The sequence below is a fragment of the Pseudomonas onubensis genome, assembly GCF_965653655.1.
In the GTDB taxonomy this organism is placed as follows: Bacteria; Pseudomonadota; Gammaproteobacteria; order Pseudomonadales; family Pseudomonadaceae; genus Aquipseudomonas.
The window spans coordinates 24041-50559 of sequence record NZ_CBFHAZ010000022.1; the positions used below are offsets into that span (position 1 = coordinate 24041).

Annotated in this window: 18 protein-coding genes and 2 tRNA genes; 4 read left to right on the forward strand and 16 right to left on the reverse strand. The window is 61.3% G+C overall.

Annotated elements, in window-relative coordinates; genetic code table 11:
- Positions 1-14 precede the first annotated feature (14 nt).
- From ACTD9P_RS10195 to rnr, 13 genes are all read right to left on the reverse strand, one after another.
- On the reverse strand, positions 15-905 hold the full coding sequence (locus tag ACTD9P_RS10195; protein WP_438867618.1) for a transglutaminase family protein: 891 nt from the start codon (positions 903-905) through the stop codon (positions 15-17).
- Positions 905-3391, reverse strand: coding sequence for a circularly permuted type 2 ATP-grasp protein (locus ACTD9P_RS10200; protein ID WP_438867619.1), 2487 nt, complete (start codon positions 3389-3391; stop codon positions 905-907). The genes ACTD9P_RS10195 and ACTD9P_RS10200 overlap by 1 nt, the downstream gene beginning before the upstream one ends.
- 196 nt (positions 3392-3587) lie before the next feature.
- Positions 3588-6875 (reverse strand): transglutaminase family protein, encoded by a 3288-nt coding sequence (locus ACTD9P_RS10205; protein WP_438867620.1) that lies wholly within the window; start codon positions 6873-6875, stop codon positions 3588-3590.
- A gap of 187 nt (positions 6876-7062) precedes the next feature.
- The gene (locus ACTD9P_RS10210; protein WP_438867621.1) at positions 7063-7512 is read right to left on the reverse strand and encodes a hypothetical protein; all 450 of its coding nucleotides are present in this window, start codon (positions 7510-7512) and stop codon (positions 7063-7065) included.
- Positions 7509-8441: an Ssp4 family T6SS effector gene (gene ssp4 / locus ACTD9P_RS10215; RefSeq protein ID WP_438867622.1), complete on the reverse strand. Its 933-nt coding sequence runs from the start codon at positions 8439-8441 to the stop codon at positions 7509-7511. The genes ACTD9P_RS10210 and ssp4 overlap by 4 nt, the downstream gene beginning before the upstream one ends.
- A 220-nt stretch (positions 8442-8661) precedes the next feature.
- A complete protein-coding gene (locus tag ACTD9P_RS10220) occupies positions 8662-10965 on the reverse strand; it encodes a YgiQ family radical SAM protein (protein ID WP_438867623.1) in 2304 nt (767 codons plus the stop codon).
- Between the two features lie 179 nt (positions 10966-11144).
- Positions 11145-12539, reverse strand: a complete 1395-nt coding sequence (gene dnaB / locus ACTD9P_RS10225; protein ID WP_253393118.1) for a replicative DNA helicase — start codon at positions 12537-12539, stop codon at positions 11145-11147.
- Positions 12540-12649: 110 nt separating this feature from the next.
- Entirely contained in the window at positions 12650-13096 is a 447-nt protein-coding gene (gene rplI / locus ACTD9P_RS10230; protein WP_003171376.1) for a 50S ribosomal protein L9, read from the reverse strand.
- An 18-nt stretch (positions 13097-13114) separates the two neighbouring features.
- Positions 13115-14008 carry a YybS family protein gene (locus ACTD9P_RS10235; RefSeq protein WP_438867624.1) on the reverse strand — a complete coding sequence of 298 codons (894 nt, stop codon included), beginning with the start codon at positions 14006-14008 and terminating at the stop codon, positions 13115-13117.
- A 36-nt stretch (positions 14009-14044) separates the two neighbouring features.
- Positions 14045-14275: a 30S ribosomal protein S18 gene (gene rpsR / locus ACTD9P_RS10240; RefSeq protein ID WP_002551829.1), complete on the reverse strand. Its 231-nt coding sequence runs from the start codon at positions 14273-14275 to the stop codon at positions 14045-14047.
- 28 nt (positions 14276-14303) lie between these two features.
- Positions 14304-14726, reverse strand: a complete 423-nt coding sequence (gene rpsF / locus ACTD9P_RS10245; protein WP_003217491.1) for a 30S ribosomal protein S6 — start codon at positions 14724-14726, stop codon at positions 14304-14306.
- A 321-nt stretch (positions 14727-15047) separates the two neighbouring features.
- Positions 15048-15803 (reverse strand): 23S rRNA (guanosine(2251)-2'-O)-methyltransferase RlmB, encoded by a 756-nt coding sequence (gene rlmB / locus ACTD9P_RS10250; RefSeq protein ID WP_438867625.1) that lies wholly within the window; start codon positions 15801-15803, stop codon positions 15048-15050.
- Positions 15800-18436, reverse strand: coding sequence for a ribonuclease R (rnr, locus tag ACTD9P_RS10255; RefSeq protein WP_438867626.1), 2637 nt, complete (start codon positions 18434-18436; stop codon positions 15800-15802). The genes rlmB and rnr overlap by 4 nt, the downstream gene beginning before the upstream one ends.
- Before the next feature lie 224 nt (positions 18437-18660).
- Here rnr and ACTD9P_RS10260 point away from each other — a divergent pair.
- The 4 genes from ACTD9P_RS10260 to ACTD9P_RS10275 all read left to right on the forward strand — a co-directional run bounded on the left by ACTD9P_RS10260 (position 18661) and on the right by ACTD9P_RS10275 (position 21710).
- Positions 18661-18747: transfer RNA gene (locus ACTD9P_RS10260), tRNA-Leu, on the forward strand.
- 153 nt (positions 18748-18900) lie between these two features.
- A tRNA-Leu gene (locus ACTD9P_RS10265) sits at positions 18901-18987 on the forward strand.
- A 144-nt stretch (positions 18988-19131) separates the two neighbouring features.
- Positions 19132-20157 (forward strand): iron ABC transporter substrate-binding protein, encoded by a 1026-nt coding sequence (locus ACTD9P_RS10270; RefSeq protein ID WP_438867627.1) that lies wholly within the window; start codon positions 19132-19134, stop codon positions 20155-20157.
- Positions 20157-21710: an ABC transporter permease gene (locus ACTD9P_RS10275; RefSeq protein WP_438867628.1), complete on the forward strand. Its 1554-nt coding sequence runs from the start codon at positions 20157-20159 to the stop codon at positions 21708-21710. Before ACTD9P_RS10270 ends, ACTD9P_RS10275 begins: the two co-directional genes overlap by 1 nt.
- Before the next feature lie 108 nt (positions 21711-21818).
- Here ACTD9P_RS10275 and ACTD9P_RS10280 read toward each other — a convergent pair whose 3' ends face one another.
- The 3 genes from ACTD9P_RS10280 to ACTD9P_RS10290 all read right to left on the reverse strand — a co-directional run bounded on the left by ACTD9P_RS10280 (position 21819) and on the right by ACTD9P_RS10290 (position 26425).
- Positions 21819-23753: a methyl-accepting chemotaxis protein gene (locus ACTD9P_RS10280; protein ID WP_438867629.1), complete on the reverse strand. Its 1935-nt coding sequence runs from the start codon at positions 23751-23753 to the stop codon at positions 21819-21821.
- 140 nt (positions 23754-23893) lie between these two features.
- On the reverse strand, positions 23894-25183 hold the full coding sequence (locus ACTD9P_RS10285) for an adenylosuccinate synthase (protein WP_010213605.1): 1290 nt from the start codon (positions 25181-25183) through the stop codon (positions 23894-23896).
- Positions 25184-25237: 54 nt separating this feature from the next.
- Positions 25238-26425 (reverse strand): ATP phosphoribosyltransferase regulatory subunit, encoded by a 1188-nt coding sequence (locus ACTD9P_RS10290; protein WP_438867630.1) that lies wholly within the window; start codon positions 26423-26425, stop codon positions 25238-25240.
- Between the last annotated feature and the right edge of the window lie 94 nt (positions 26426-26519).

The window sequence follows — 26519 nt, forward strand, 5'->3', positions numbered from 1 at the left end:
ACCACAACCCACTGTTACTCCAGCGGCATCACCGTCACCCGCACCTCCGGGTCATGGCTCCCTCCTCCCAGAATCACCCCACGCAACGGCGACACATCCGAGAAATCACGGCCCCAGGCCAGGGTGATGTGCTCGAGTGCCGGCTGCACGTTATTCGTCGGATCAAAATCCACCCAGCCCGCCACCGGGCAAAACACCGAGACCCACGCGTGGGACGCATCGGCGCCGATCAGCCGTGGCTGGCCGGGCGGTGGCTGGGTCAGCAGGTAGCCGCTGATGTAACGCGCCGCCAGGCCGCGTGAGCGCAGGCACGCGAGCATCAGGTGGGCGAAGTCCTGGCACACGCCGCGGCGGCGCTCCAGCACTTCCACCAAGGGCGTGGCGACCTGGGTGGCTTCGGCATCGAAGGTGAATTCGCTGAAGATCTTCTGCATCAGGGCCTGCACGCCCAGCAGCAAGGGCACGCCTGGCGGGAAGCAACTTTCGGAGAACTCGACGAAGGTGTTCTTCAGGTGTACGTAGGGCGATTCGAAGCGATAACGGCAGGCTTCGAGCATTTCAGGCGATAGCACCTGGCTGCTGTAGGTCAGGCTGTCGCGCGTCTGGTCCCAGGCCGGTGACTGCTGGAAATCCAGCGCCGGTCGCGCCAGCACTTCCACGGTCAGCCCGGCATTGACCAGCAATTCATCATGGGGCCGTTCGAACGCCAGCCGGGTGATCGGGTTGCCGAATACGTCCAGTTCGTCGCGGCGCGACGACGGTTGCGGGCTGATATCCAATTGCTGGGAACTGCAGCGCTGCCACGCGCACGGACGCGGCCACAGATGAGCCAACTGCTGGGCCAGGGACACCGGGCTGTCGTAGTGGTAATGGGTATCGTGAAAAATCTGGTAGCGCGCACTCATCACACCGACACCGTTTGCTGGCTGACATCATCCACATGGGCAAAATGGCGCAACGCCAGGCGATCCGACACTTGCCCGCTTTCATCGGCGACCGCTTGCAGCAGGTCCGCCAGGCCGTCCAGAGCGGCGCGCACACTGGATTCGCCGAACAGCGGGTTCTCCAGGCAGCCCAGATCAAAACGCGACAGGCGCTCCACCAACGGCGCCAGGCCGGTTTCCCGGGGCACGCCAAAGTCATCATTGAGACGCCGCAGGGTGCGGCTGACCAGCTTCAACTGGAACAGCACCGCGTGCGGGTTCTGTTCATCGAGCAGCAACAAGTCGAGCACCGGGATCAGTTGCGGCACTGCCAAATAACGCGAGCGATAGGTGATGCTGCTGTTGCCCAGCTCCAGCAGCCATTCCAGCCCGGCCTGATCGAACACCGCCACGCCACGCAGGAACGCGGCGAGGCTGCTGCTGAGAAATTGCAGGCGCTCGATACGCCGGCCCATCATCAAAAAGCGCCAGCCTTCGTCGCGGGTCATGTCATCCAGGGCAAACCCGGACAGCGCCGCCAGGGACATCACCAGACGGTTGAGAAAATCCAGCAACTCGCCAAAATCCGGGGTCTCGCTTTCCAGCTCCAGGGCTTCGCGTTGCAACTCCACCAGCGCTTGCCAGTTCTCGCGGGACAACTTGCCGCGCACCTGGGACGCGGCCCACTGCAAGCGTTGCAGGTTGGCGCGCAGGCTCGACGGCCAGTCATCGCCAAGCAAAGCGGCAAGCAGGCGCTCGGGCAACTCGCCTTCCTCCGGCAACAAGCGCAAGGTCTCGCCCAGCTCGACAGCGGCCTGCAAGGCTTGCGGGTCGTCGCCGTCAACATAGCGCGCCAGCACAATGCGCAGCCAGCGCGCACTGTCATCACAGCGCTCGCAGTAGCGGCCAAACCAGAACAGGTTTTCCACCACGCGCGACGGCAGATAAGGGTCGCGCCGCACCAGATCATGTACGCCAATCGCCCGTTGTGCACGCCAATGCTCGCCGCCGACGGCGCGATCGCCCAGTACCCAGGTGTCTTTGCTCGCGCCACCGCGCTGCATCGACACCACTTCGGCATCCGCCTCAGCCGCCACGCGAGTCAGGCCGCCGGGCAATACGCGGTAGCCGTCAGCGCTGGCCACCGCGTACACGCGCATGCCGATGGCACGGTGTTGCAGATGGTCATCCACGGTGTGCCACACCGGGGCCTGGGACAGTTGCGCCAGCTCCTGGGCCACATAGGCGTAAGGCCGCGCACGCATGCGCTCTGCCAGGGCCTGGCGTTGTTCATCGTTCAAATCGCGGCCGAATACCGGCGCGAAACTCTGCGAGGGGAACGCCGGTTTGATCAGCAATTCCGGCAGCTTTTCCAAAGCTTCGGCCAGCACCGGAGCCTCGCCGCACCACCAGGTGGCGATGGACGGCAGGATCAGTTCTTCACCAAACAAGAACTCGTTGATCTTCGGCAGAAAGCCGAGCAAACCGGGCGACTCCAGCACGCCGCTGCCCAAGGCATTGGCCACCAGCACATTGCCCTGGCGCACCGCGTCCAGCAGGCCGGGCACACCCAGGGCCGAGTCGGTGCGCAGCTCCAGCGGGTCGCAGAAATCATCGTCCAGGCGCCGCATGATCGCGTGCACTCGGCGCAGGCCGCTGAGGGTTTTGAGGAACACTGTGCTGTCACGCACTGTGAGGTCGCCGCCTTCTACCAGCGGGTAGCCGAGCTGGCGCGCCAAGTAGAGGTGTTCGAAATAGCTTTCGTTGAAACGCCCCGGCGTGAGCAGCACGATCAGCGGCGGCTGGTCATCACCGGGCGCCTGGCGGGCCAGGGTTTCCTGGAGCGTGCGGAAGAAACCGGTGAGGTGTTGAACCTGCAGATCACGGTACAGATCCGGGAACGCACGGGACACGATGGTGCGGTTTTCCAGCGCGTAACCTGCGCCCGAGGGCGCCTGGGTACGGTCGGCGGTGACCCACCAACGGCCATCCGGGGTGCGCGCCAGGTCCACGGCATACAGGTGCAGAAACGCGCCGTCCGGCGGCTGAATGCCCTGGCACGGCCACAGGAAGTTGTTGTGCCCAAACACCAGCTCGGCCGGCAACAGGCCTTCTTTGATCAGGCGCTGCGGGCCGTACAGGTCGGCCAGCACGGCATTGAGCAAACGCGCGCGCTGGGCGATGCCGGCCGACAGGTGCTGCCACTCATCGGCGGCCAGCACATGGGGCAGCAAGTCCAGCTCCCACGGGCGGTCGGCGCCCTTGGGGTCGGCGTAAACGTTGTAGGTCACGCCGTTTTCCTGGATCTGCCGGGTCAACAACGCCTGGCGCTGGGCCAGTTGCACGGGCGTACTGCGTTGCAGGTGATCGAGCAGGCGCTGCCAATGGGCACGCACCGCGCCACTGTCGTCGAGCAGTTCGTGATAGGTGCCCGCAGTGAGCGGGTAACGGTCGAGCAAGTCGGGCATGGAACGCTCGGCAGAGGCAAGGGAAGTCAGTTTAAATCAAATTCACTGCAATCTAATGTGGGAGCCGGCTTGTTGTGGCGAGGGAGCTTGCTCCCGTTCGACTGCGTAGCAGTCGCCTGCTTTGGGGGCGCTTCGCACCCCAGCGGGAGCAAGCTCCCTCGCCACAAAAGCCATCCCACATTTGGATTGGGTTTGGTCATTTTTTATTGGGGAAACGCCGCAAATCCAGGGTCATCGGTAGTTCATCGTTAATCACCAAGGGCGGCACCGGCAGCTTGCCAGGGCTGTGCCCCAAGCGGAAAAACCGCGCCATGCGCCGGCTCTCCGCCTCATTGGCATTCACCGGCAAGCTGTCGTAATTGCGCCCACCCGGATGCGCGACGTGGTACTGGCAGCCGCCCAGCGAGCGTTGCATCCAGGTATCGAGCAAGTCGAACACCAACGGCGCGTGCACCGCGATGGTCGGTTGCAAACAGTTGGCCGGTTGCCAGGCGCGATAACGCACGCCGGCGACGAACTCGCCGATACGCCCGGTCGGCTGCAACGGCACCGGGATGCCGTTGCAGGTCAGCAGATAGCGTTGCGGCGCCAGGCCGCTCAACTTCACCTGCAAGCGTTCCAGGGATGAATCCACGTAACGCACCGTGCCACCCACGGCGCCTTCTTCGCCCAGCACGTGCCAAGGCTCCAGGGCCTGGCGCAACTCCAGTTCGATGCCGCTGACGGCGTAGTCGCCGACCTTGGGGAAACGGAACTCCAGGTGCGCGGCAAACCATTCGGCGCGCAGCGGGTAACCGGCAGCGTTGAGCTCGACGATCACGTCGGCAAAATCCTGCTCGATAAAGTGCGGCAGCAAAAAGCGATCGTGCAGCTCAGTGCCCCAACGCGCCAGTTTTGGCGGTGCATAGGGTTCGCGCCAGAAACGCGCGACCAAGGCGCGCAGCAGCAATTGCTGGGTGAGGCTCATGCGCGCATGGGGCGGCATTTCAAATGCGCGCAATTCCAGCAAGCCCAGGCGGCCGGTGGCGCCATCGGGCGAATAGAGTTTGTCGATGCAGAATTCGGCGCGATGGGTGTTGCCGGTCACGTCGATCAGCAGGTTGCGCAACAGCCGGTCGACCAGCCACGGCGGGCATTCCTCGCCAGGTTCGGGCATTTGTGCGAAGGCGATTTCCAGCTCATACAGCGCGTCGTTACGCGCTTCATCCACCCGTGGCGCCTGGGAGGTCGGGCCGATAAACAGCCCGGAAAACAGGTACGACAAGGACGGATGGTTATGCCAGTAGCTGATCAGGCTGCGCAGCAAATCCGGGCGGCGCAGGAACGGCGAGTCTTTCGGCGTCGCGCCGCCCAGCACAAAGTGGTTACCACCGCCGGTGCCGGTGTGGCGCCCGTCGATCATGAATTTTTCGGTGGTCAGGCGGGTTTGCCGCGCCTCTTCGTAGAGGAACTCGGTGCGTTCCACCAACTCATCCCAGGTGGCGGACGGCTGCACATTGACCTCGATCACACCCGGATCCGGCGTGACCCGGAAGTTGCTCAAGCGCGTATCGAACGGCGGCTCGTAACCTTCCAGCAATACCGGGCAATGCAGCTCTTCGGCGGTGGCTTCGATGGCAGCCACCAACTCCAGGTAATCCTCGACGCGTTCCAGCGGCGGCATAAACAGGTACAGGCGCCCGTCCCGTGCTTCGGCGCACAAGGCAGTGCGGGTCAGCCAGTCGGCGGACTCGTCGACCTTCGGCACGCGCTCATCGCTCGGCGCAGGCGTGTCATGGCTTTGCAGTTGGGCGGTGGTCGGCAGTTCCGGCTGATCCTGATTCGGGTCGGTGGGATGCACAAACGGATACTCCGCCGCCGTCACCCATGGCTGCGAGGCCAACGGCAGTCGATAACCCAGCGGTGAGTCGCCCGGCACCAGACGGCAGTGGTTGTCACGCAGGTACCAGCGCCCGCTCTGCCAGCGGTCATTGGCTGGCGTTCGCGCCAGCGGCAGCACTTGGCCGATGACTTTATCCAGGCCTTGGCTGAACACCTTGCGCAGACGCTCGCGCTCCAGGTCATCACTCAGGCGTGGGTCTTGGGCCGTGACGTTTTGCGGCAGCGCGCCTTCACGCCACAGGTAGTAGAAGTTGTCTTCAAAAGCCGGGAACACAAAGCGGGCCGGCAGTTTAAGGCGCTCGGCGACACTGGCGAGGAAGCGCCCGGCCATCGCGCCATCGGCGCCGTAGTCCTGTTGTTCATCGGCGATCAACGCGCTGTTGTGCCAGATCGGCACGCCGTCGCGGCGCCAGTAACAATTGAGCGACCAGCGCGGCAGTTGCTCGCCGGGGTACCACTTGCCCTGGCCAAAGTGCACCAAGCCTTTGGGCGCGTAGTGCGCGCGCATGCGCTGGAACAGCTCGGCAGACAAACGACGCTTGTCCGGCCCGAGGGCCGCGGTATTCCACTCGGCGCCGTCGGGGTCGTCGATGGAGACGAAGGTCGGTTCGCCGCCCATGGTCAGGCGTACGTCATCCTTGAGCAGGTCGGCGTCGATCTGCCGGCCCAACGCCTGGATCGCCAGCCATTGCTCTTCGGTGTAGGGCTTGGTGACACGTGGCGCTTCCCAAATGCGCTCCACCGACATCTCGTGGGTGAATTCGCACTCGCAGGGTTCCACCAGCCCGCTGATCGGTGCGGCGGACGAAGGATCAGGGCTACAGGCCAATGGGATATGCCCTTCACCGGCGAACAGCCCGGAGGTGGCGTCCAGGCCGATCCAGCCCGCGCCGGGCAAGTACACCTCGCACCAGGCGTGCAGGTCGGTAAAGTCAACCTCGGTGCCGGACGGGCCATCAAGGGCTTTGACGTCGGCGGTGAGCTGGATCAAATAGCCCGACACAAACCGCGCCGCCAACCCCAGGTTGCGCAGCAGTTGCACCAGCAGCCAGGCCGAATCCCGGCAAGAGCCGGAAGCGGCGCCCAAGGTGAATTCCGGGGTTTGTACGCCCGGCTCCATGCGGATCAAATAGCCGATGTCGGCCGCCAGGCGCTGATTGAGGCCTACCAGAAAATCCACCGCCGGCAGCGGCGTGCGGTCGATACCCGCCAGGTAGGCGGCAAACTTAGGCGTTAGTGGCAAGGTTTCCAGGTACGGCGCCAGCTCGCGCTGCTCATCGGCGGCGTAACTGAAGGGGATTTTTTCGGCGTAGGGCTCAAGGAAAAAATCGAACGGGTTGAATACCGCCATCTCGGCGACGAGGTCTACCTCAATGCGCAACTCATCGGTCTTTTCCGGGAATACCAGGCGCGCCAGGTAATTGCCCTGCGGGTCTTGCTGCCAATTGATGAAGTGCTGCTCGGGCAGCACTTTGAGCGCGTAAGACAAGATCCGCGTGCGGCTATGGGCAGCCGGGCGCAAGCGCACGATCTGTGGGCCGAGTTCGACAGCGCGGTCGTAGCGGTAATGCGTAACGTGGTGCAACGCGACATGAATCGACACGGCGGCCTCCTGCGAGCCAGGGCATGGACACAAAGCGCGCAAGACTTATGCCAGAGCGGCCGTCATTGCGCTTTATCGTAAGACCCGGTGCAGTACAGCACCAAAACAGCGCCAACGGGGGCGCCGTGGTGCAAGGCTTGCACATATTTGTGGCGTGCGTGTGAGGCGGGGTGGTGAATCTACCCAGTCAGCGGGTTTTGTGGCGGGCGATCATGGCTTCGCGCAGGTGGCGAACCTCGAGCAGCTTCTGGCGCATTTCGCGGTGACGCTTGCTGTTGAGCAGCAACAAACCCAACAGCGGAAAGAGCACCGCCGAGCCGTAGACCAGTTTGGGAATGGGGTACTGAATCATCGGCAGCACGAACAGCAGGCAGCAGCCCAGGTAACCCGCCACCAGGCCGGTCGCCCAAGGGCGTCCGCGCGCAACCATCACGTTGCCGAAAACCAGCACCGCCACCAGCAGCAAAATCGCCAGGCCGGAGTAGTCGGATTTAAGCGACGGGTCGACACCACGCAAATACGTCACGCCGGCGAGGGACACGGCAGACGCGCCGGCAAAGATCGACATAAAGATCGTGCCCATGAACACCGGGAAATAGCGCGCGAGGAAACTGCCCATGTCGGGGAAACCTTTCATTCGGTGAGGTCCTCATACAAGCCGATGGCAAGGGTGGTGGCGCTGCCCACGCTACCGCTGCGGTAACTGCCGACGATACCGAGGATGCCGCCCAACGCGTCTTTCATCTGGGTAAGGGTGGCATGCCGAATTTCCGTGGAGCTGAAGCTCTTGGTCAGTTTGCCGGCACGCTGCTGCAACTTGAGCAACTTGGGCGTCAGGCTCGGGTCGCGCAGGCTTAGCAACTCCTTGGTCAGTTTCTTGCGTTCCTGGCGATTCAAACCCTTGAGCAGTTCATACCAACTCTTGCCCAAAGCGGCAGCTTTTTTGGCTCTGAGCAGCTTCACCGTGGTCAGCGCACCGGTGCCAATCCCCACCAGGGAGGCCGTATCAAGGATGGTTGAAACAGCACCGAACCATTCGGCGTCTTCCATCCGGTCATTAGCGTCAGGGTCGAGTATCTCGTTGTAGGTACGCACCACGCCGAACCCGCACTGCGCACTGCTGGCCAGCGCCGCCGTCACGCCAATGCCCACCACGAACGCGCTGGCGCCCGCCGTAAAAGGCACGGCAACGCTGCCGCTGAACACCACGATCCAGCCGATAATCGCGGCGGTGCACGACAAGCCCATATCAAACGCCTCTTTCCTGAGGCGTTCTTCACGGGGGTCGGTCTTCACCTGTTCCACAAATTGCGCTGGCGAAATGTACTTCTGTGCTTCGCGCAAAATGATGCGCTTGGGCTTGATGCTGCACAGTGGCCTGAATTCGCGCAGGGTCACGACGTTGAAGTCGGCGTCGATGTACACCACACCTGCGCCGACAATGCCGGGGTCGGCGTCGATGGCGGCGAACAAGCGTGGCAGGTTGATCTGGCTTTCGATGCGCTGGCGCGCCATGAATTGGGAGCGGTTGGAGTCCATGCCGATGGAGAGCAGGGGGTTGCTCATGGGTGTTCTTCCTTGAAATGAATAGTGCCTGAACTGACGCCTTCGCGAGCAAGCCCGCTCCCACATTCGACCGCATCCTCATGCTGGAACTCGGACAAATGTGGGAGCGGGCTTGCTCGCGAAGGCGATTCAATGGGCGCCACCTTAACAAACAGGCACGCCACCGAATAGAAAGCAAAACGCCAGCACAAGGCTGGCGTTTTGCATATTCAGGCTGCGATCAACGCGGCACAACCGGCTTACGCGCAGGCTTGCCGCCCTTGCCCTTCGCCGCATCACTGCGTTCTTTAGCCGCCTGCTTGTTACGCGCCTGAGCTGCCGCCTTGGCTTGCTCACGCTTGTCCCACGGGTTGCTGCCGTCACTGCCGCGCGGTGGCAAGCCGGTGTGCTGGGTGAGGATCCTGGTGGTGGTTTCCTTCGCAACCTTATGGCTGCCAGCCGGCGTCGAGTTCTTGCGACGGGCGCTCTGGTAGCTGTCGGTGGACGGCTGGTGCAGCGGAATCAACTGATCCTTGCCCGGCCCGATCAGGTCGGCGCGGCCCATGCGCGTGAGTGCTTCACGCAGCATCGGCCAGCCTTTCGGATCGTGGTAGCGCAAGAAGGCCTTGTGCAGACGGCGCTGATCTTCGCTCTTGACGATGGTCACAGCGTCGCTCTTGTAGGTGACCTTGCGCAGCGGGTTCTTGCCCGAGTGGTACATCGCCGTGGCGGTGGCCATCGGCGACGGGTAGAACGCCTGCACCTGGTCGGCACGGAAGCCATTGCCCTTGAGCCACAAGGCCAGGTTCATCATGTCTTCATCGGTGGTGCCCGGGTGGGCGGCGATGAAATACGGGATCAGGTACTGCTCCTTGCCCGCTTCCTTGGTGTACTTCTCGAACATGCGCTTGAACTTGTCATAGCTGCCAATGCCCGGTTTCATCATCTGGTTGAGCGGACCTTCCTCGGTGTGTTCCGGGGCGATCTTCAAGTAGCCACCGACGTGGTGGGTAACCAGTTCCTTGACGTATTCCGGCGACTCGACCGCGAGGTCGTAGCGCAGGCCGGAAGCAATCAGGATCTTCTTCACACCCGGCAACGCACGGGCGCTGCGGTACAGCTGGATCAACGACGAATGGTCGGTGTTCAGGTTCGGGCAGATGCCCGGGAACACGCAGGATGGCTTGCGGCACGCGGATTCGATTTCCGGGCTCTTGCAGGCGATGCGGTACATGTTCGCGGTCGGGCCGCCGAGGTCGGAGATCACGCCGGTAAAACCTGGCACTTTGTCGCGGATCTCTTCGATCTCGCGAATGATCGACTCTTCGGAACGGTTCTGGATGATGCGGCCTTCGTGCTCGGTGATCGAGCAGAAGGTGCAGCCACCGAAGCAGCCACGCATGATGTTCACCGAGAAACGGATCATGTCGTAGGCCGGAATCTTTTCCTTGCCATACACCGGGTGCGGGATGCGGGCGTACGGCATGCCGAACACGTAGTCCATTTCTTCGGTGGTCATCGGGATGGGCGGCGGGTTGAACCACACGTCCACTTCGCCATGCTTCTGCACCAAAGCGCGGGCGTTGCCTGGGTTGGTTTCCAGGTGCAGCACGCGGTTGGCGTGGGCGTACAGGACCGAGTCGCCACGGACTTTTTCCATGGACGGCAGACGAATGACCGTCTTGTCACGGGTCATGCGCGGGCTGGCAAGAATTTGTACGACCTTGGCTTCTTCCGGGTCTTCAACCGGGCCTTTTTCCTGCTCGATGGCGCAGGCCTGGGTGTCCTGGGTATTCACGTACGGGTTGATGATCTTGTCGATCTTGCCCGGACGGTCGATACGCGTGGAGTCCACCTCGTACCAGCCTTCAGGCGTGTCACGGCGAATGAACGCGGTGCCGCGCACGTCGGTGATGTCTTCGATCTTGTGGCCCCACGACAGGCGCTGGGCAACTTCGACGATGGCCCGCTCGGCGTTGCCGTACAGCAGGATGTCGGCGCAGGCATCGATCAGGATCGAGTTGCGCACACGGTCCTGCCAATAGTCGTAGTGGGCGATGCGGCGCAGCGAGGCTTCGATGCCGCCGAGCACAATCGGTACGTTCTTGTAGGCTTCCTTGCAACGCTGGCTGTACACCAGGCTGGCGCGGTCCGGGCGTTTGCCGGCCATGCCGCCTGGAGTGTAGGCGTCGTCAGAGCGGATTTTCTTGTCGGCGGTGTAGCGGTTGATCATCGAGTCCATGTTGCCGGCCGCGACGCCGAAAAACAGGTTCGGCTCGCCGAGCTTCATGAAGTCGTCTTTGGACTGCCAGTTGGGCTGGGCAATGATCCCGACGCGAAAGCCCTGGGACTCCAGCAGCCGGCCGATAATGGCCATACCGAACGATGGGTGATCCACATACGCATCACCGGTGACGATGATGATGTCGCAGGAATCCCAGCCAAGCTGATCCATCTCCTCCCTGCTCATCGGCAGGAATGGCGCAGGACCGAAACATTCGGCCCAGTACTTGGGATAGTCAAATAACGGCTTGGCTGTTTGCATGACGGTGACCGGTGTTGAGATGAAAAATCGCGGGCGCGGAATATAGCACAAATTTTGACCAATTCCGACGGTAATGGTCGGAAATAATGTGGGAGCGGGCTTGCTCGCGAAAGCGGTGTGTCATTCAGCAAAAGGGTGAATGTGATACCGCATTCGCGAGCAAGCCCGCTCCCACAATGTTACTCGTCGTCGAAGTTATAGCTGCCCGGCGCAAGATTTTCGAAACGGGTGTATTTGCCGATAAACGCCAGGCGCGTGGTGCCGATTGGCCCGTTACGCTGCTTGCCGATAATGATTTCGGCGATACCTTTATGCTCGGTCTCCGGGTGATACACCTCGTCCCGGTATACGAACATAATCACGTCAGCATCCTGCTCGATCGCTCCGGATTCGCGCAAGTCGGAGTTGATCGGGCGCTTGTTCGGGCGCTGCTCCAAAGACCGGTTGAGCTGCGAAAGGGCAACCACCGGGCAGTTGAATTCCTTGGCCAGCGCTTTCAACGAGCGGGAAATCTCGGAAATCTCGTTGGTACGGCTGTCGCCGCTGGAACCCGGGATCTGCATCAACTGCAGGTAGTCGATCATGATCAGGGCGATATCGCCGTGCTCACGCACCAGGCGTCGGGTACGCGCACGCATTTCCGAGGGGCTGATGCCCGCGGTGTCATCGATAAACAGCTTGCGGTCGTTGAGCAGGTTGACCGCCGAGGTCAGGCGCGGCCAGTCGTCGTCTTCCAGGCGACCCGCACGCACCTTGGTCTGGTCGATACGCCCGAGGGACGACAACATACGCATGATCAGCGATTCACCTGGCATCTCCAGCGAGTAAACCAGTACGGCCTTGTCGCTGCGCAACACGGCGTTTTCCACCAGGTTCATGGCGAAGGTGGTTTTACCCATGGACGGCCGGCCGGCGACGATGATCAAGTCAGACGGTTGCAAGCCGCTGGTCATGCCGTCGAGGTCGGTATAGCCGGTGGACAGGCCGGTGATGGCGTTGTCGGTGTTGAACAAGGTATCGATACGGTCGATAGCCTTGGTCAGCAGGTCGTTGACGCTGACCGGGCCACCGGTTTTAGGCCGGGCCTCGGCGATCTGGAAGATCTGCCGTTCGGCTTCGTCGAGAATCTCTTCAGCGGTGCGGCCTTCCGGGTTGAAGGCGCTGTCGGCGATCTCGGTGGCGATACCGATCAACTGGCGCAAGGTGGCCCGCGCACGGACGATCTGCGCATAGGCCTTGATGTTGGCAACCGAAGGCGTGTTTTTCGCCAGTTCGCCCAGGTAGCCCAGCCCACCGACTTGCGAGGTCTGGCCTTCCTTGTCCAATTGCTCGGCCAGCGTCACCACATCGATCGGTGAGTTCTGGTCAGCCAGCCGCGCAATGGCGCGGAAAATCAGGCGGTGGTCATGGCGATAGAAATCACCGTCCGAGACTTGATCCAGCACGCGTTCCCAGGCGTTGTTGTCCAGCATCAAGCCACCGAGCACGGCCTGTTCGGCCTCGATGGAATGCGGCGGCACCTTCAGGGCAGCGGTTTGCAGATCGTATTGCTCAGGAGCTGAAATATCGTTCATGGCCACTTGGAATTAGGGGTGTGTAGAAAAACAAAAGGCACGACCTGTAAACAGGATCGTGCCCGATGTTAACCGCCTGGCACGCGAGGTGCCAGTCAGTTAGGTGCTGCTTAAGCTGCTACCACGACAACGCGTACGGTGGCTTCAACTTCAGCGTGCAGGTGCACGGCTACGTCGAATTCGCCTACGTTGCGGATGGTGCCGTTCGGCAGACGAACTTCGCTCTTCTGCACTTCAACGCCGGAGGCGGTCAGTGCATCAGCGATGTCGTGGGTGCCGATCGAACCGAACAGCTTGCCTTCGTCACCGGCGGTGGCAGTGATAGTCACTTCCAGCTCAGCCAGTTGGGCAGCGCGAGTTTCGGCCGAAGCTTTTTTGTCTGCTGCGGCTTTTTCCAGCTCAGCACGACGCTCTTCAAACGCAGCCAGGTTGGCAGCGGTTGCAGCGGTGGCTTTGCCGTATGGCAGCAGGTAGTTACGACCGTAGCCGGCCTTAACGTTCACTTTGTCGCCCAGGTTGCCCAGGTTGGCGACTTTTTCCAGAAGGATCAGTTGCATGTGAAAATCCTCTAACTTTTAACCTTCACCGTTCGCGTTATCGGCGTCTTTCGACGCGAGACGACCGCGAAAATCAATCAGGCCGTCGACAATGGCCAAAACCACGAGTAACGGATAGATCAGCTGCATAAACAGCAACATTGTGACGTACAACCCCACCAGCCAGAACTTGGCCAGGCGCTTTCGCGCTACCAGCCCATGCATCAGGGCCAGCCCGGCAAACACCAGCGGTACGCTGCAAATCGGCGCCAGCAAGGCCATCTGTGGGCCGAAGTTCGGCCCGACAACCATGCACGCCAGCAGCAACATCGCCGGCCCCGCTGGGATTCTGATACTGCGAAATTCGCGACCAAAACCACCCGGGTTGTACAACAACGCCTGCCAATAACGCCCAACAATCAGGCTCAGCACGCTGACGACCTGCAACAATGCCGCAATCAGGCCGGTCAGGACCGGGGCAATCAGTGACGCAAACCGCGCTCGCTCATCTACCGACAATTGCTGGTAGAGATCCCCGAGGGCCATCGGCAGGATCTTGACGATCTCTTGCGACAGCGCTTCGATTTGCGGGCGGAAAGCCGCGCCAAGCATCACTGAGTACACCACCCCCAATGCCACGCTGACCAGCAGCGTGCGGACCCAGGACTCGCTTGCGCGTAAAACCAACGCAAGGCTCGATGACCCCAGCAGTACCAGAAGTACCCGCGGATCACCGAATTGAAGCCACCAGATCAAGGCCGGCAACAATCCCAGGGCAAGAACGCCAAGGGCATCCTTCAAACCGCGCCGCAGGAGCACAAGGCAACCTGCAGCAGCACCCAACCAATAAAGCAACGGCAATGCCGCACATCCGGCCACTACCAGAGTGGCCTGCACGCGACCGCGCATGATGAACTCAGCTAAGGCGCGCATGCATTCAATCCCTTACTACTTGTCGACTGCCCGGTCTCAGCGGCCGTGGCTGTCGGTGTAGGCCAGCAGGGCCAGGAAGCGGGCGCGCTTGATAGCGGTGGCCAGCTGACGCTGATAACGTGCTTTAGTACCGGTGATACGGCTTGGAACGATTTTGCCGGTCTCGGATACGTAGGCTTTCAGAGTGTTGAGATCTTTGTAATCGATCTCTTTCACGTCTTCAGCGGTGAAGCGGCAGAATTTACGACGACGGAAGAAACGTGCCATTTGATAGGCTCCTTAAAAGGTCCGTGGATTACTCGTCAGCGTTATCGCTGTTGTCGCTGTCATCACTATCAGCGCTTTCAGCGCCTTCGTGCTCAGGACGGTCGCGACGCTCACGGCGCTCACTGCGGTTTTCTTCAGCCTTGAGCATCTCGGATTGGCCGGTAACGGCTTCTTCGCGACGGATGACCAGGTTACGGATCACTGCATCGTTGTAGCGGAAGTTGTCTTCCAGCTCGGCCAGGGCCTTGCCAGTGCATTCAACGTTCAGCATCACGTAGTGAGCCTTGTGAACATTGTTGATTGCGTAGGCCAGTTGACGACGGCCCCAATCTTCCAGACGGTGGATTTTGCCGCCGTCTTCTTCGATCAGCTTGGTGTAACGCTCAACCATGCCGCCGACTTGCTCGCTTTGATCCGGGTGGACCAAAAAGATGATTTCGTAATGACGCATGAATGCTCCTTACGGGTTGTAGCCTGCCGCTCAAAAGCGGTCAGACAAGGAGTGAATGACACTTATGGATCTTGCCGCAGGGAGGCACATAGGTGCCTGCCAGGAAGGCAAGGGGCGCAATTGTAGAGAAGGGGGAGAAACGGCGCAAGGTGATTGGTGATTATTTGAACAATCTTCCAAACAGCCTCAAACGACTGCGCTGATCGTTCCCACGCTCTGCGTGGGAATGCAGCCCGAGGACGCTTTGCGTCCGCCGTCGAAGCGTGACGCGGAGCGTCACAAGAGGCATTCCCACGCGGAGCGTGGGAACGATCCAAGCACTTACTTCTTGCTCTTGGCCTTGGCACCGCGCTGACGCTGGGCCTCGAACAAGCACACGCCGGTGGCAACCGACACGTTGAGGCTGCTGACGCTGCCGGCCATCGGCAGCTTCACCAGGTAATCACAATGCTCGCGGGTCAGGCGGCGCATGCCTTTGCCTTCGGCACCCATGATCAGGATGGTCGGGCCGGTGAGGTCCTGGTCATAAATGCTGACCTCAGCCTCGCCCGCCGTGCCCACGACCCACAGGCCGCGTTGCTGGAGTTTCTCCAGGGTGCGCGCCAGGTTGGTCACGGCCACCAGCGGAATCACTTCCGCCGCGCCGCACGCGACTTTACGCACGACCGGCGTCAGGGTTGCCGACTTGTCTTTAGGCACGATCACCGCCAGCGCACCGGCAGCATCGGCCGAACGCAGGCAAGCGCCGAGGTTGTGCGGGTCGGTCACGCCGTCCAGCACCAGCAACAGCGGTGCGCCTTCGGTACGGTCGAGCAGCTCGTCGAGCATCGCTTCGCCCCAGACCTGGCTCGGGCTTACGTCCGCAACCACGCCTTGGTGAACGCCTTCAACCCACACGTCCATCTCACGGCGCTCGGCCTGGCCGATGGCAACCTTGTTTTGCGTGGCCAGCTCGACCAGCGCTTGTACACGCGGCTCGCTGCGGCCTTCGGCCAACCACACCTGCTTGACGCGTTTAGGGTGATGACGCAGCAGTGCTTCTACGGCGTGCACGCCGTAGATTTTTTCCAGACTCATGACTTGGCCTTAGGTTTGCGCGACCCGCCGCTTTTCGTGGGGGCCGAACCCGCTTTAGGCGGGCCTTTACGGTGTTTACTCGGTTTGCTCGACGGCTTTTCCGCCCCGTGGGACTTTCCCCCAGACGCCGCTTTACCACCGCTTTTGGCTTCGCTGAGCAACTGCTGCTTCAACTCACGGCTCTTGCGCACTTCGGCGTTTTTCGCCGCAGCATCGCTCGGGCGGTAGGCCTCGGGGGCCTTTTCCTTGGTGGACGAACGACGACCGGCCTTGGCTGGCGCAGGCTCGGCGGCAGCTGCTTTCGCAGGTGCGCTCTTGCCTTTGCTGGCGGGTGCAGTCGGTTCGCTGCCACGCTTTTTGCGGCCATTCGGTGTTTCAGTCGGCTTGTCGGGCATGCCGAAGTCGATCTTGCGCTCGTCGAGGTCGACGCGCATGACCTGTACTTCCACGGTGTCGCCCAAGCGGAAGCTGCGACCGGTGCGCTCGCCCGCCAGGCGGTGATGCACAGGGTCGAAGTGGTAGTAGTCGCCCGGCAGCGCAGTGACGTGCACCAAGCCTTCGACGTAGATGTCGGTCAGCTCGACGAACAGGCCAAAACCGGTCACGGCGGTGATCACACCTGGGAACGACTCGCCCACGCGGTCTTTCATGAACTCGCACTTGAGCCAGTTCACTACGTCGCGGGTGGCTTCGTCGGCGCGGCGCTCGCTCATGGAGCACTGCTCGCCCAGCTGTTCCAGGGCCGCTTCGTCGTACGGATAGATCCGTGCCTTCGGAATGGTCATGGCACCGGCGCGCTTGACGTGCGGGGTGTTCTGCTTGGAGTGGATCACGCTGCGAATCGCCCGGTGCGTGAGCAGGTCCGGGTAACGACGAATCGGCGACGTGAAGTGGGTGTACGCCTCGTAATTCAGGCCGAAGTGGCCCTGGTTATCGGCGCTGTACACCGCCTGGCTCAGAGAGCGCAGCATCACGGTCTGGATCACGTGGTAATCCGGACGATCCTTGATGCTGGCCAGCAATGCCTGGTAATCCTTCGGCGTCGGGCCGTCCTTGCCTTTGTGCAGGGACAGGCCAAGCTCACCGAGGAAGGCGCGCAGTTTTTCCAGACGCTCCGGCGGCGGACCGTCGTGCACACGGTACAGGGCAGGAATTTCGTGCTTTTTGAGGAATTCTGCGGTGGCCACGTTGGCCGCCAGCATGCATTCCTCGATCAGCTTGTGCGCATCGTTGCGCGTCGTCGGCGTAATGGCCGCGATCTTGCGCTCGGAACCGAACACAATCCGGGTTTCCTGGGTTTCAAAGTCGATTGCGCCACGTACATGACGTGCGCCCAGCAACACCTTGTACAGCGCATAAAGCTGCTTGAGGTGCGGCACGACGTCGGCGTATTCGCCACGCAGAGCCTTGGCTTCGCTGGTCTTCGGCGCTTCCAGGATGGTGCTGACCTTGTTGTAGGTCAGGCGCGCCTGGGAGTGGATCACCGCTTCGTAGAACTGGTAGTCGGTCATTTCGCCGGTTTTGGAGATGGTCATCTCGCAGACCATGGCCAAACGGTCGACTTTCGGGTTCAGGGAGCACAGGCCGTTGGACAGCTGCTCAGGCAGCATCGGGATCACGCGCTCAGGGAAATACACGGAGTTTCCGCGCACCTGGGCTTCGTTATCCAGGGCCGAACCGATCTTCACATAGCTGGACACGTCGGCAATCGCGACGAACAACTTCCAGCCGCCGGAGAACAGGCGCAGCTTGCCAGGCTTGGCTTCGCAATAGACCGCATCGTCGAAGTCGCGAGCATCTTCGCCGTCGATAGTGACGAACGGCAGATGACGCAGGTCGATGCGTTTTTCTTTGTCTTTCTCTTCCACTTCCGGCTTGAGCTTGGCGGCTTCCTTGAGCACAGCCTGTGGCCAGACGTGAGGAATATCGTAAGTGCGCAGCGCAACGTCGATTTCCATGCCCGGCGCCATGTAGTTGCCGACCACTTCAACAATATCGCCCTGTGGCTGGAAGCGCGCCGTTGGCCAGTGGGTGATTTTCACTTCGACGAACTGGCCTACCTTGGCGGCGCCATTGCGACCCGGGGTGATCAGCACTTCCTGCTGCACCTTCGGGTTATCCGGCACCACAAAGCCGATACCGCCTTCTTCGAAGTAACGACCGACGATGGACTCGTGGGCACGGGACACCACTTCGACGATCACGCCTTCACGGCGACCACGACGGTCCAGGCCGGAAACGCGTGCCAGGGCACGGTCGCCGTCGAATACCAGGCGCATTTGCGCCGGGCTCATGAACAGGTCGTCGCTGCCGTCATCCGGGATCAGGAAGCCGAAGCCATCCCGATGGCCGGCGATGCGGCCCAGGATCAAGTCGAGCTTATCCACAGGCGCATAGGTGCCACGACGGGTGTAGATCAGTTGAGCATCGCGCTCCATGGCACGCAAACGGCGGCGCAGGGCTTCGAGCTGGTCTTCGGTGGTCAGACCGAACTCTTCAACCAACTGCTCGCGGCTAGCAGGCGAACCACGATCGGCGAGATGCGCCAGGATCAGTTCGCGGCTAGGAATAGGGTTTTCATATTTTTCCGCTTCACGAGCGGCCTCGGGATCGAGGGACTGCCAATCGGCCATTAGAGAGTTTTCACCTTGTCTATATGCGGGTTAGTTTGGCATACGCGTATTGAAACGGGAAATTTCAGGTGTCGACAAGCGTTTAAAAGGCCTTTGCAGCCCTCGGAAAGCACCTTGCATGACCATTGGCGAAATTTTCCAGGCTTTTTTCATGGCAGGGCTTTACAGCTCAAAATCGCCTCCGTATAGTGCGCGCCATCGACGACGGCAACGTTGTTGATGCTGCCCAGGTGGTGAAATTGGTAGACACGCCAGCTTCAGGTGCTGGTGATCGCAAGGTCGTGGAAGTTCGAGTCTTCTCCTGGGCACCAAATTCAGATTAAACCCGCGAAAGCGGGTTTTTTCGTTTCAGGCCTTTGATTTTTAACAAGAATATTGAATTATATTTTTGATATCAGGGGTTTACAGATTAAAAAGCGCTCCGTATAGTTCGCTCCATCAACAGCGCAAGCGTTGTTGATAATGCCCAGGTGGTGAAATTGGTAGACACGCCAGCTTCAGGTGCTGGTGATCGCAAGGTCGTGGAAGTTCGAGTCTTCTCCTGGGCACCAAATTCAGATCAAACCCGCGAAAGCGGGTTTTTTCGTTTCCGGGGTTTGAAAACCTCAGCGCTGATTTCCCCCTCGTCCGCACATGAGAAGTTTTATCGTTTATCCTTGCAATGATTTGTTGCATACAAGCGAGGAACACTTCGGATGATGATCCGCGATAACCGTCTCAAGACATCCCTTCTGCGTTGCCTGACCCTCACCCTGCTTGGCTTGACACTGCTCTCGCCCACCGCCTACTCCGCCGACAAGGTGTCCCTGACCCTGTACAACGGCCAGCACAAAGAAGTCGGCGATGAACTCGCCAAGGCTTTCGAAGCCAAGACCGGCATTCACGTCAACGTGCGCAAAGGCAGCAGCAACCAGCTCGCCAGCCAGGTCGTGGAAGAAGGCGAGCGCTCCCCTGCCGATGTGATCTACACCGAAGAATCGCCGCCGCTGAACAAACTCGGCGAGCAAGGCCTGCTGGCCAAAATTGATGCGAGCACGCTGGACGTGCTGCCCAAGGATTACGTGGGCAGCAATGGCGACTGGATGGGCGTGACCGCTCGCACCCGCGTCGTGGCCTTTAACCCCAAACTGATCGCCGAAAAAGACCTGCCCAAATCGGTACTCGATTTTGCTGGCCCCGAGTGGCAAGGCAAAGTCGGCTTTGTGCCCACCAGCGGCGCATTCCAGGAGCAAGCGGTAGCCATCATCAAATTGCACGGGCGCGAAGCCGCAGAGGAATGGCTGACCGGCCTGCGCGCCTTCGGCAAGGTGTACAGCAACAATATGGTCGCCCTCAAGGCCGTGGAAAACGGCGAAGTGGCCACCGTGCTGGTGAACAACTACTACTGGTTCGCCCTGAAGAAAGAAAAAACCAACCTGGATTCGCAGCTGCATTACTTCACCGATGGCGATGTGGGCGGCCTGATCACCGTGTCCTCGGCGGCGGCGCTCAAATCCAGCAAGCATCCCAAAGAAGCCCAGCAACTCCTGGCATTCATGGCCAGTGAAGAAGGCCAGCGCGTCATCACCAATACCTCGGCCGAATACCCGCTGCGCAAGGGCATGCAATCCAATCGCGGCCTCAAGCCGTTCAGCGAGCTGCAACCGCCGAAAGTCACCCCGGCAGACCTTGGCAATGCCGAAGAAGCCCTGGACCTGGAACGTGACGTTGGCTTGAATTGATGAACCCATCGCTTTCCGCCGCCGGGTTCATGCCCCGGCGCAAACGCCCGTCGATTTGGCTGCTGCTGCCCGTGCTGTTTCTGGTGGGCTTGAGCCTGCTGCCGCTGGTATATGTTGGGACCAAGGCCTGGCAGGCGGGCTGGGCGCAGGCGATGCACCTGCTGTGGCGGCCTTATGTATTCGGGCTGCTGCGCAACACCCTGGCGTTGATGGTTGGGGTGACGGTGGCGTGCGGCGTAATCGGCCTGTCACTGGCGTGGCTACTGGAGCGCAGTAACCTGCCGGGGCGACGCATCTGGGGCGTGATCCTGTGCCTGCCGTTCGCAGTGCCTGCGTTTGTCAGCAGCTTCACCTGGGTCTCGCTGAGCGCCAACTTAGAGGGCCTGGGCGGGGCAATCCTGGTGATGACCCTGTCCAAGTACCCGTTGGTGTTTCTGCCGGTGGCAGCGACATTGCGCAATCTTGATCCATCCCTTGAAGAGTCGGCCCGCACCCTGGGACTGAATCGCTGGGGCGTTTTTTTCCGAATTACACTGCCGCTGCTCTGGCCTTCGCTGCTGGCCGGAGCGCTGCTGATCGCGCTGCATATGCTGGTGGAATTCGGCGCGCTGTCGATCATCGGCCTGCAAACCTTTACCACCGCGATCTACCAACAGTTCGAACTGGAATTCAGCAACGCCAATGCCGCGATGCTCTCGGCGGTGCTGCTGGTGATGTGCCTGACGCTGCTGTGGCTGGAGTTGCGGGTGCGCGGCAAGGGCCGGCATGTGCGCATCGGCCAGGGCGCGGCGCGGCACGCTGAACAGGTCAAGCTGGGCAAATGGTCGACCGTGGGTCAGCTGTATTGCCTGGCGCTGGCGGTCATCGGTAGCGGCATTCCGTTGGGCATGCTCGCTTATTGGCTGGCGGTGGGTTCATCGGCGGCATTCCCGGTGGCCGAAATTGGCGAGGCATTGATGTCTTCGCTGGCATTGTCCTTGGGCGGCGCTGCGCTTTGTCTTGTATTGGCTGTGCCGGTCGGCCTGCTGGTGGTGCGCTATAAAGGCCAGCTGGCGATCTGGGCTGAGCGCCTGCCCTACCTGTTGCATGCCCTGCCAGGCCTGGTGATTGCGCTGACGCTGGTGTACTTCGCGCTGCACTATGTGCCCGCGCTGTATCAGACCTCGGCGCTGCTGCTGATTGCTTATGCGCTGTTGTTTCTGCCGCTTGCTCAAGCGCCGATTCGAACCGCACTGAACAAAGCTGCGCCGCAACTGGAAGAAGCTGCACGCACGCTGGGCGCCTCGTCCTTCAGCGCGTTTTGCCGGGTCACCTTGCCGATTATTTTCCCGGCATTGGGGGCGGCGTTTGCGCTGGTGTTTCTGGATGCGATGAAGGAGTTGACGGCGACTTTACTGCTCAGCCCGACGGGGTTGAATACCCTGGCGACTGCCGTGTGGGCGCATACCTCGAATGTTGAGTTTGCGGCGGCGGCGCCGTATGCGGCGTTGTTGATTCTGGTGTCGGGGTTGCCGGTGTACTTGCTCACTACCCGGATGTATTTGAGCCGCTGAAATAGCTTTCGCGAGCAAGCCCGCTCCCACATTCGACTGCATTCCAAAGCTGGAACCCGATCGAATGTGGGAGCGGGCTTGCTCGCGAAGAGGCCATCCCAGGCAACCTCAAGCCCGAAACTGCCCCAAACTCGCCTTCAACTGCGCCGCCAACCCATCCAGCACCTTGCCACTGGCCGTGGTTTCCACCACCGCCTGCGCGGCGCGCTCAGCCTGGGCGTGGATCACCTCGACCCGCCCACGCACCGCATGCGCGCCCTGGGCTTGATACTCGGCCGCACGCGTCGCCAGGCCAATCGCCGCATGCACTTGCTCCACAGAGGCCTGCACCGACTGTTGCAAGCGCACACTGTCGCGCAGCACCAACAACCCTTCATTCGCTTGGCGCCCGGCCTTGCCGATGGTTTCCACCGCCTCCCGTGCACCCTGCTGCAACGCCACGATATGCGCCTGGATGTCGCCGGTGGAGCTTTGGGTTTTACTCGCCAGCGCGCGTACTTCGTCCGCCACCACCGCAAAACCTCGTCCGGTCTCACCCGCGCGCGCCGCTTCAATCGCCGCGTTCAGGGCCAGCAGGTTGGTCTGCTCGGCAATCCCGTGAATCACCGTCAACACCACTTCGATCTGCTCGCTTTGCTGCGCCAACCGCTCGATCACCTGGGAACCGGCCTGCACTTGCCCCGCCAGCGCTTCGATCAGGCTGCCGACCTCCGCCGAGGTCCGCGAGTTTTCATCCGTGGCCTGGCGAATATCCACCACCTGCTGCAACGCCGCCTGCATCGCATGGCTTTCGGCCTGGGCCTCATCGGCCATTTGCGAAAGCGCGCGCAGGCTTTCGGCAACTTCGTCGCGCTGCAAACCGGCCGCCTTGTCAGCCCCGGCATTGCGCAGGGTCATGGCGCCGATTTCGACGCCGGTGCGCTGAGCCACATCGCCCGCCTCACGCACGATCGGCTGCAACTTATCCACAAAGCGATTGACCGCCGAGGCCATGTCGCCGATTTCGTCTTTGCTGTTGATCTGCACTCGCTTGGTGAGGTCGCCCTCGCCCGCCGCCAGGTCGTCCATTGCGACAATCAACAGCTTCAGCCGATTGACCACACGGCGTCCCAGCACGATGGCGATCAGCAGCAATACGCCAAACCCGACAATGGCGAGCCCCATGCCGATGCGCCAGCGCAGCGCTCCTGCCGCGTCCTGCACGGCGCTGCTGGTGTTGGCGGTCATCTGGGTGGCGGTGGCTTGCGCCGATTGCAGGCGCGCACCCATGGCCGCTGCGCTGTCGGCGGCGGCGCCCTTGAGGCTGTCACCGACCAACTGATCACTGCTGGCGATCAAGGCAGCAAAGCGCTTGTCCAGCGCTGCCAGGTCAGCCTCTACCGCTTTGGTCGAGACACCCATGCGGACTTTGCCGATCTCGGTGCCATTGGGACTGATCGAAGCTTCGACGTAGAACACCGAAGGGTCGTTTTTAGCCGCATCCAGGACTTTATCCAAGGCTCGGTCGCCCTTGCCCTTGTCCAGCAGCGCCTGGTTGATCGGGTTTTCGCGGTTGAGATAACGGGTCAGGTGCTCGCCAGCCGCGTCGTCATACACCACGAACAACACGTTGGGATTACGCTGGGCACGCCGGGCAAACTCCGACAACGTCGGTACGTCGCTGTCCCACATGGCGCGCGGCGCCACCGACGCCAGCAGTTGGGCCATGTCATTGGCCGAATCCTGCAGGTCTTTTTCCAGGGTCGCACGCAGTTGCTTCTGCTCCTCTTGCAGGCGTGTGGAAAGCCCTGCGGTCAGACGCTGGCGCGTGCTCGAAGACAGGCTGTCCAGGCTCGAGGTGACTTCCTTGCCGGCTTGCACCAGCTCGCCAGAGAGTTTCTGGCTGTCGGTATCCAGGCGGCTGCTTAAGTCCGCTTCCAACGCCGTCACGGTGCTTCGCGTCAGGGCAACGGCCACCAGCACTTGCACCAAAAGAGCGATACCTAGGGTAACGAACACCGGCCGCAACAGCCGGCTTTGTAACAATGAGAGAACGGCAGACACGGTAAATCCCTCCACCACGGGTGCCATTAATTTGATAGCACCGCGAAAGGAAGAACCATAGCAAGGGTCGTGCCGATTGCCAGCCAGGCACGAAAAAGGGCTCCCTAAGGAGCCCTTTTGCTTTTTACATCAACAGCTTGTTAAGCGAACGGGTGACGCAGAACGATGGTCTCGTTGCGGTCCGGGCCTGTCGAAATAATGTCGATCGGCGCGCCGATCAGCTCTTCAACACGCTTGATGTAGGCACGGGCGTTGGCCGGCAGCTCTTCCAGGGTCTTGGCGCCCACGGTCGATTCGGTCCAGCCCGGCACTTCTTCGTACACAGGCTGCAGGCCTACGTAGCTGTCAGCGTCGGTCGGTGCAACGTCCTTGCCTTCTGCGTCTTTGTAGCCGATGCAGATGTTGATGGTTTCCAGGCCGTCGAGTACGTCCAGCTTGGTCAGGCAGATGCCCGAGATGCTGTTCACATCGATAGCGCGGCGCAGGATAACGGCGTCGAACCAGCCGCAACGACGGGCACGGCCGGTGGTAGCACCAAACTCGTGACCTTGCTTGGCCAGGTGTGCACCGACTTCGTCGAACAGCTCAGTCGGGAACGGGCCCGAACCCACGCGCGTGGTGTAAGCCTTGGTGATGCCCAGGATGTAGTCCAGGAACATCGGACCAACGCCCGAACCGGTAGCAACGCCACCCGCGGTGGTGTTGGAGCTGGTCACGTACGGGTAGGTGCCGTGGTCGATGTCGAGCAACGAACCTTGGGCGCCTTCGAACATGATGTCTTTGCCGGCGCGACGCAGGTCGTGCAGCTCGGCGGTCACGTCCAGCATCAGCGGCTTGAGCAGCTCGGCGTATTCCTTGCACTCGGCCAGGGTCTTTTCGAACTCAATGGCCGGCTCTTTGTAGTAACCCACCAGCATGAAGTTGTGGTAATCCACCAGTTCACGCAGCTTGTCTTCAAAGCGCGGCATGTTGAGCAGGTCGCCCACACGCAGGCCACGACGTGCAACCTTGTCTTCGTATGCCGGGCCGATGCCGCGACCGGTGGTGCCGATCTTCAGCTCGCCACGCGCCTTTTCACGGGCCTGGTCCAGCGCAACGTGGAAGGACAGGATCAGCGGGCAGGACGGGCTGATACGCAGGCGCTCGCGCACCGGTACGCCTTTCTCTTCCAGCTTGGTGATCTCACGCAGCAGGGCGTCAGGTGCAACCACCACGCCGTTGCCGATCAGGCACTGCACGCCTTCGCGCAGCACGCCCGACGGGATCAGGTGCAAGACGGTTTTTTCGCCATCGATGACCAGGGTGTGGCCAGCGTTGTGGCCACCTTGGTAGCGCACTACGGCGGCAGCATGTTCGGTCAGCAGATCAACGATCTTGCCTTTGCCCTCATCACCCCATTGGGTGCCCAGGACTACGACATTCTTACCCATAACACTTGTCCTCATTCGCGCAAACTTGGTGCCGGCGATGGCCGGCAGGAAAACTCAAGAAGCCAGTGGCGATACTTGCCAAAGCCCGTTCTGCAGAATCAATTGCCGGTCGCAGTCCGCATCACGGGCGGCGGCCAATGGCTGCCCAGGCAAAGCCTGGACAACACGCTGACCCTCACTGCGCAACTGGCAAACCTGCTGCCAGAGTGCTGCGTCCGTACTGTCGGGCATCCAGATGCCACCAGACGGCAGCTCGACCTCAGCACGCCCCAGGGTCACCAGGGTTTTCAAATCGGTAGAAAAGCCAGTCGCCGGACGTGCGCGACCAAAATCAGCGCCGATATCGTCATAACGACCGCCTTGGGCGATGGCCTGGCCAACGCCCGGTACAAACACGGCGAACACCACACCGGTGTGGTAGTGGTACCCGCGTAACTCACCCAGGTCGAAATACAGCGGCAACTCGGGGAAGCGCGCCGACAACTGCTCGGCAATCGCAAACACATCATCCAGCGCAGCCAATACCGGCGCCGGCGCATTGGCCAGGCGCTCACGGGCAGCCGCCAGCACTTCACGGCCACCGCACAGGTTCACCAGGGCGCGCAGCATGTCGGCCAGGTCCGCAGGCACGCCTGCGGTCAGGGCGATCACTTCATCGATAGCCTTGCGCTGCAGGGCATCGAACAACTGTTGCTCCACTTCACCGGACAAACCGGCCGCACGGGCCAGGCCACGATAGATACCGACGTGGCCCAGGTCCATGTGTACATCCGGCACATCGGCCAGTTGCAGCATGGCCAGCATCAGGCTGATCACTTCAACGTCGCTGCTCGGGCTGGCATCACCGTACAACTCGGCGCCCAACTGGATCGGGCTGCGCGACGACGACAACGCACGCGGCTGAGCATGCAGCACGCTGCCGGCGTAGCACAGGCGGCTCGGGCCTTCGCGGCGCAGGGTGTGCGCATCGATGCGCGCCACTTGCGGCGTGATGTCGGCACGGAACCCCATTTGCCGGCCCGATTGCGGGTCGATGACCTTGAAGGTGCGCAGATCCAGGTCCTGGCCCGCGCCGGTCAGCAGGGATTCCAGGTACTCGATATGGGGGGTCACGACAAACTCGTAACCCCAGCTCTGGAACAGATCCAACACCTGGCGACGCGCTACTTCAATGCGCGCAGCTTCTGGTGGCAGTACTTCTTCGATGCCATCTGGCAGCAGCCAGCGGTCTACCGTTGCCATTATGCCATTCCCCTATGATCCGGGCGGCCAGCCCTCGGCCGAGCCTTGAGTGAAGCAGAAAATACCCACGCTTTGCATAATCCACGCGCAAGAG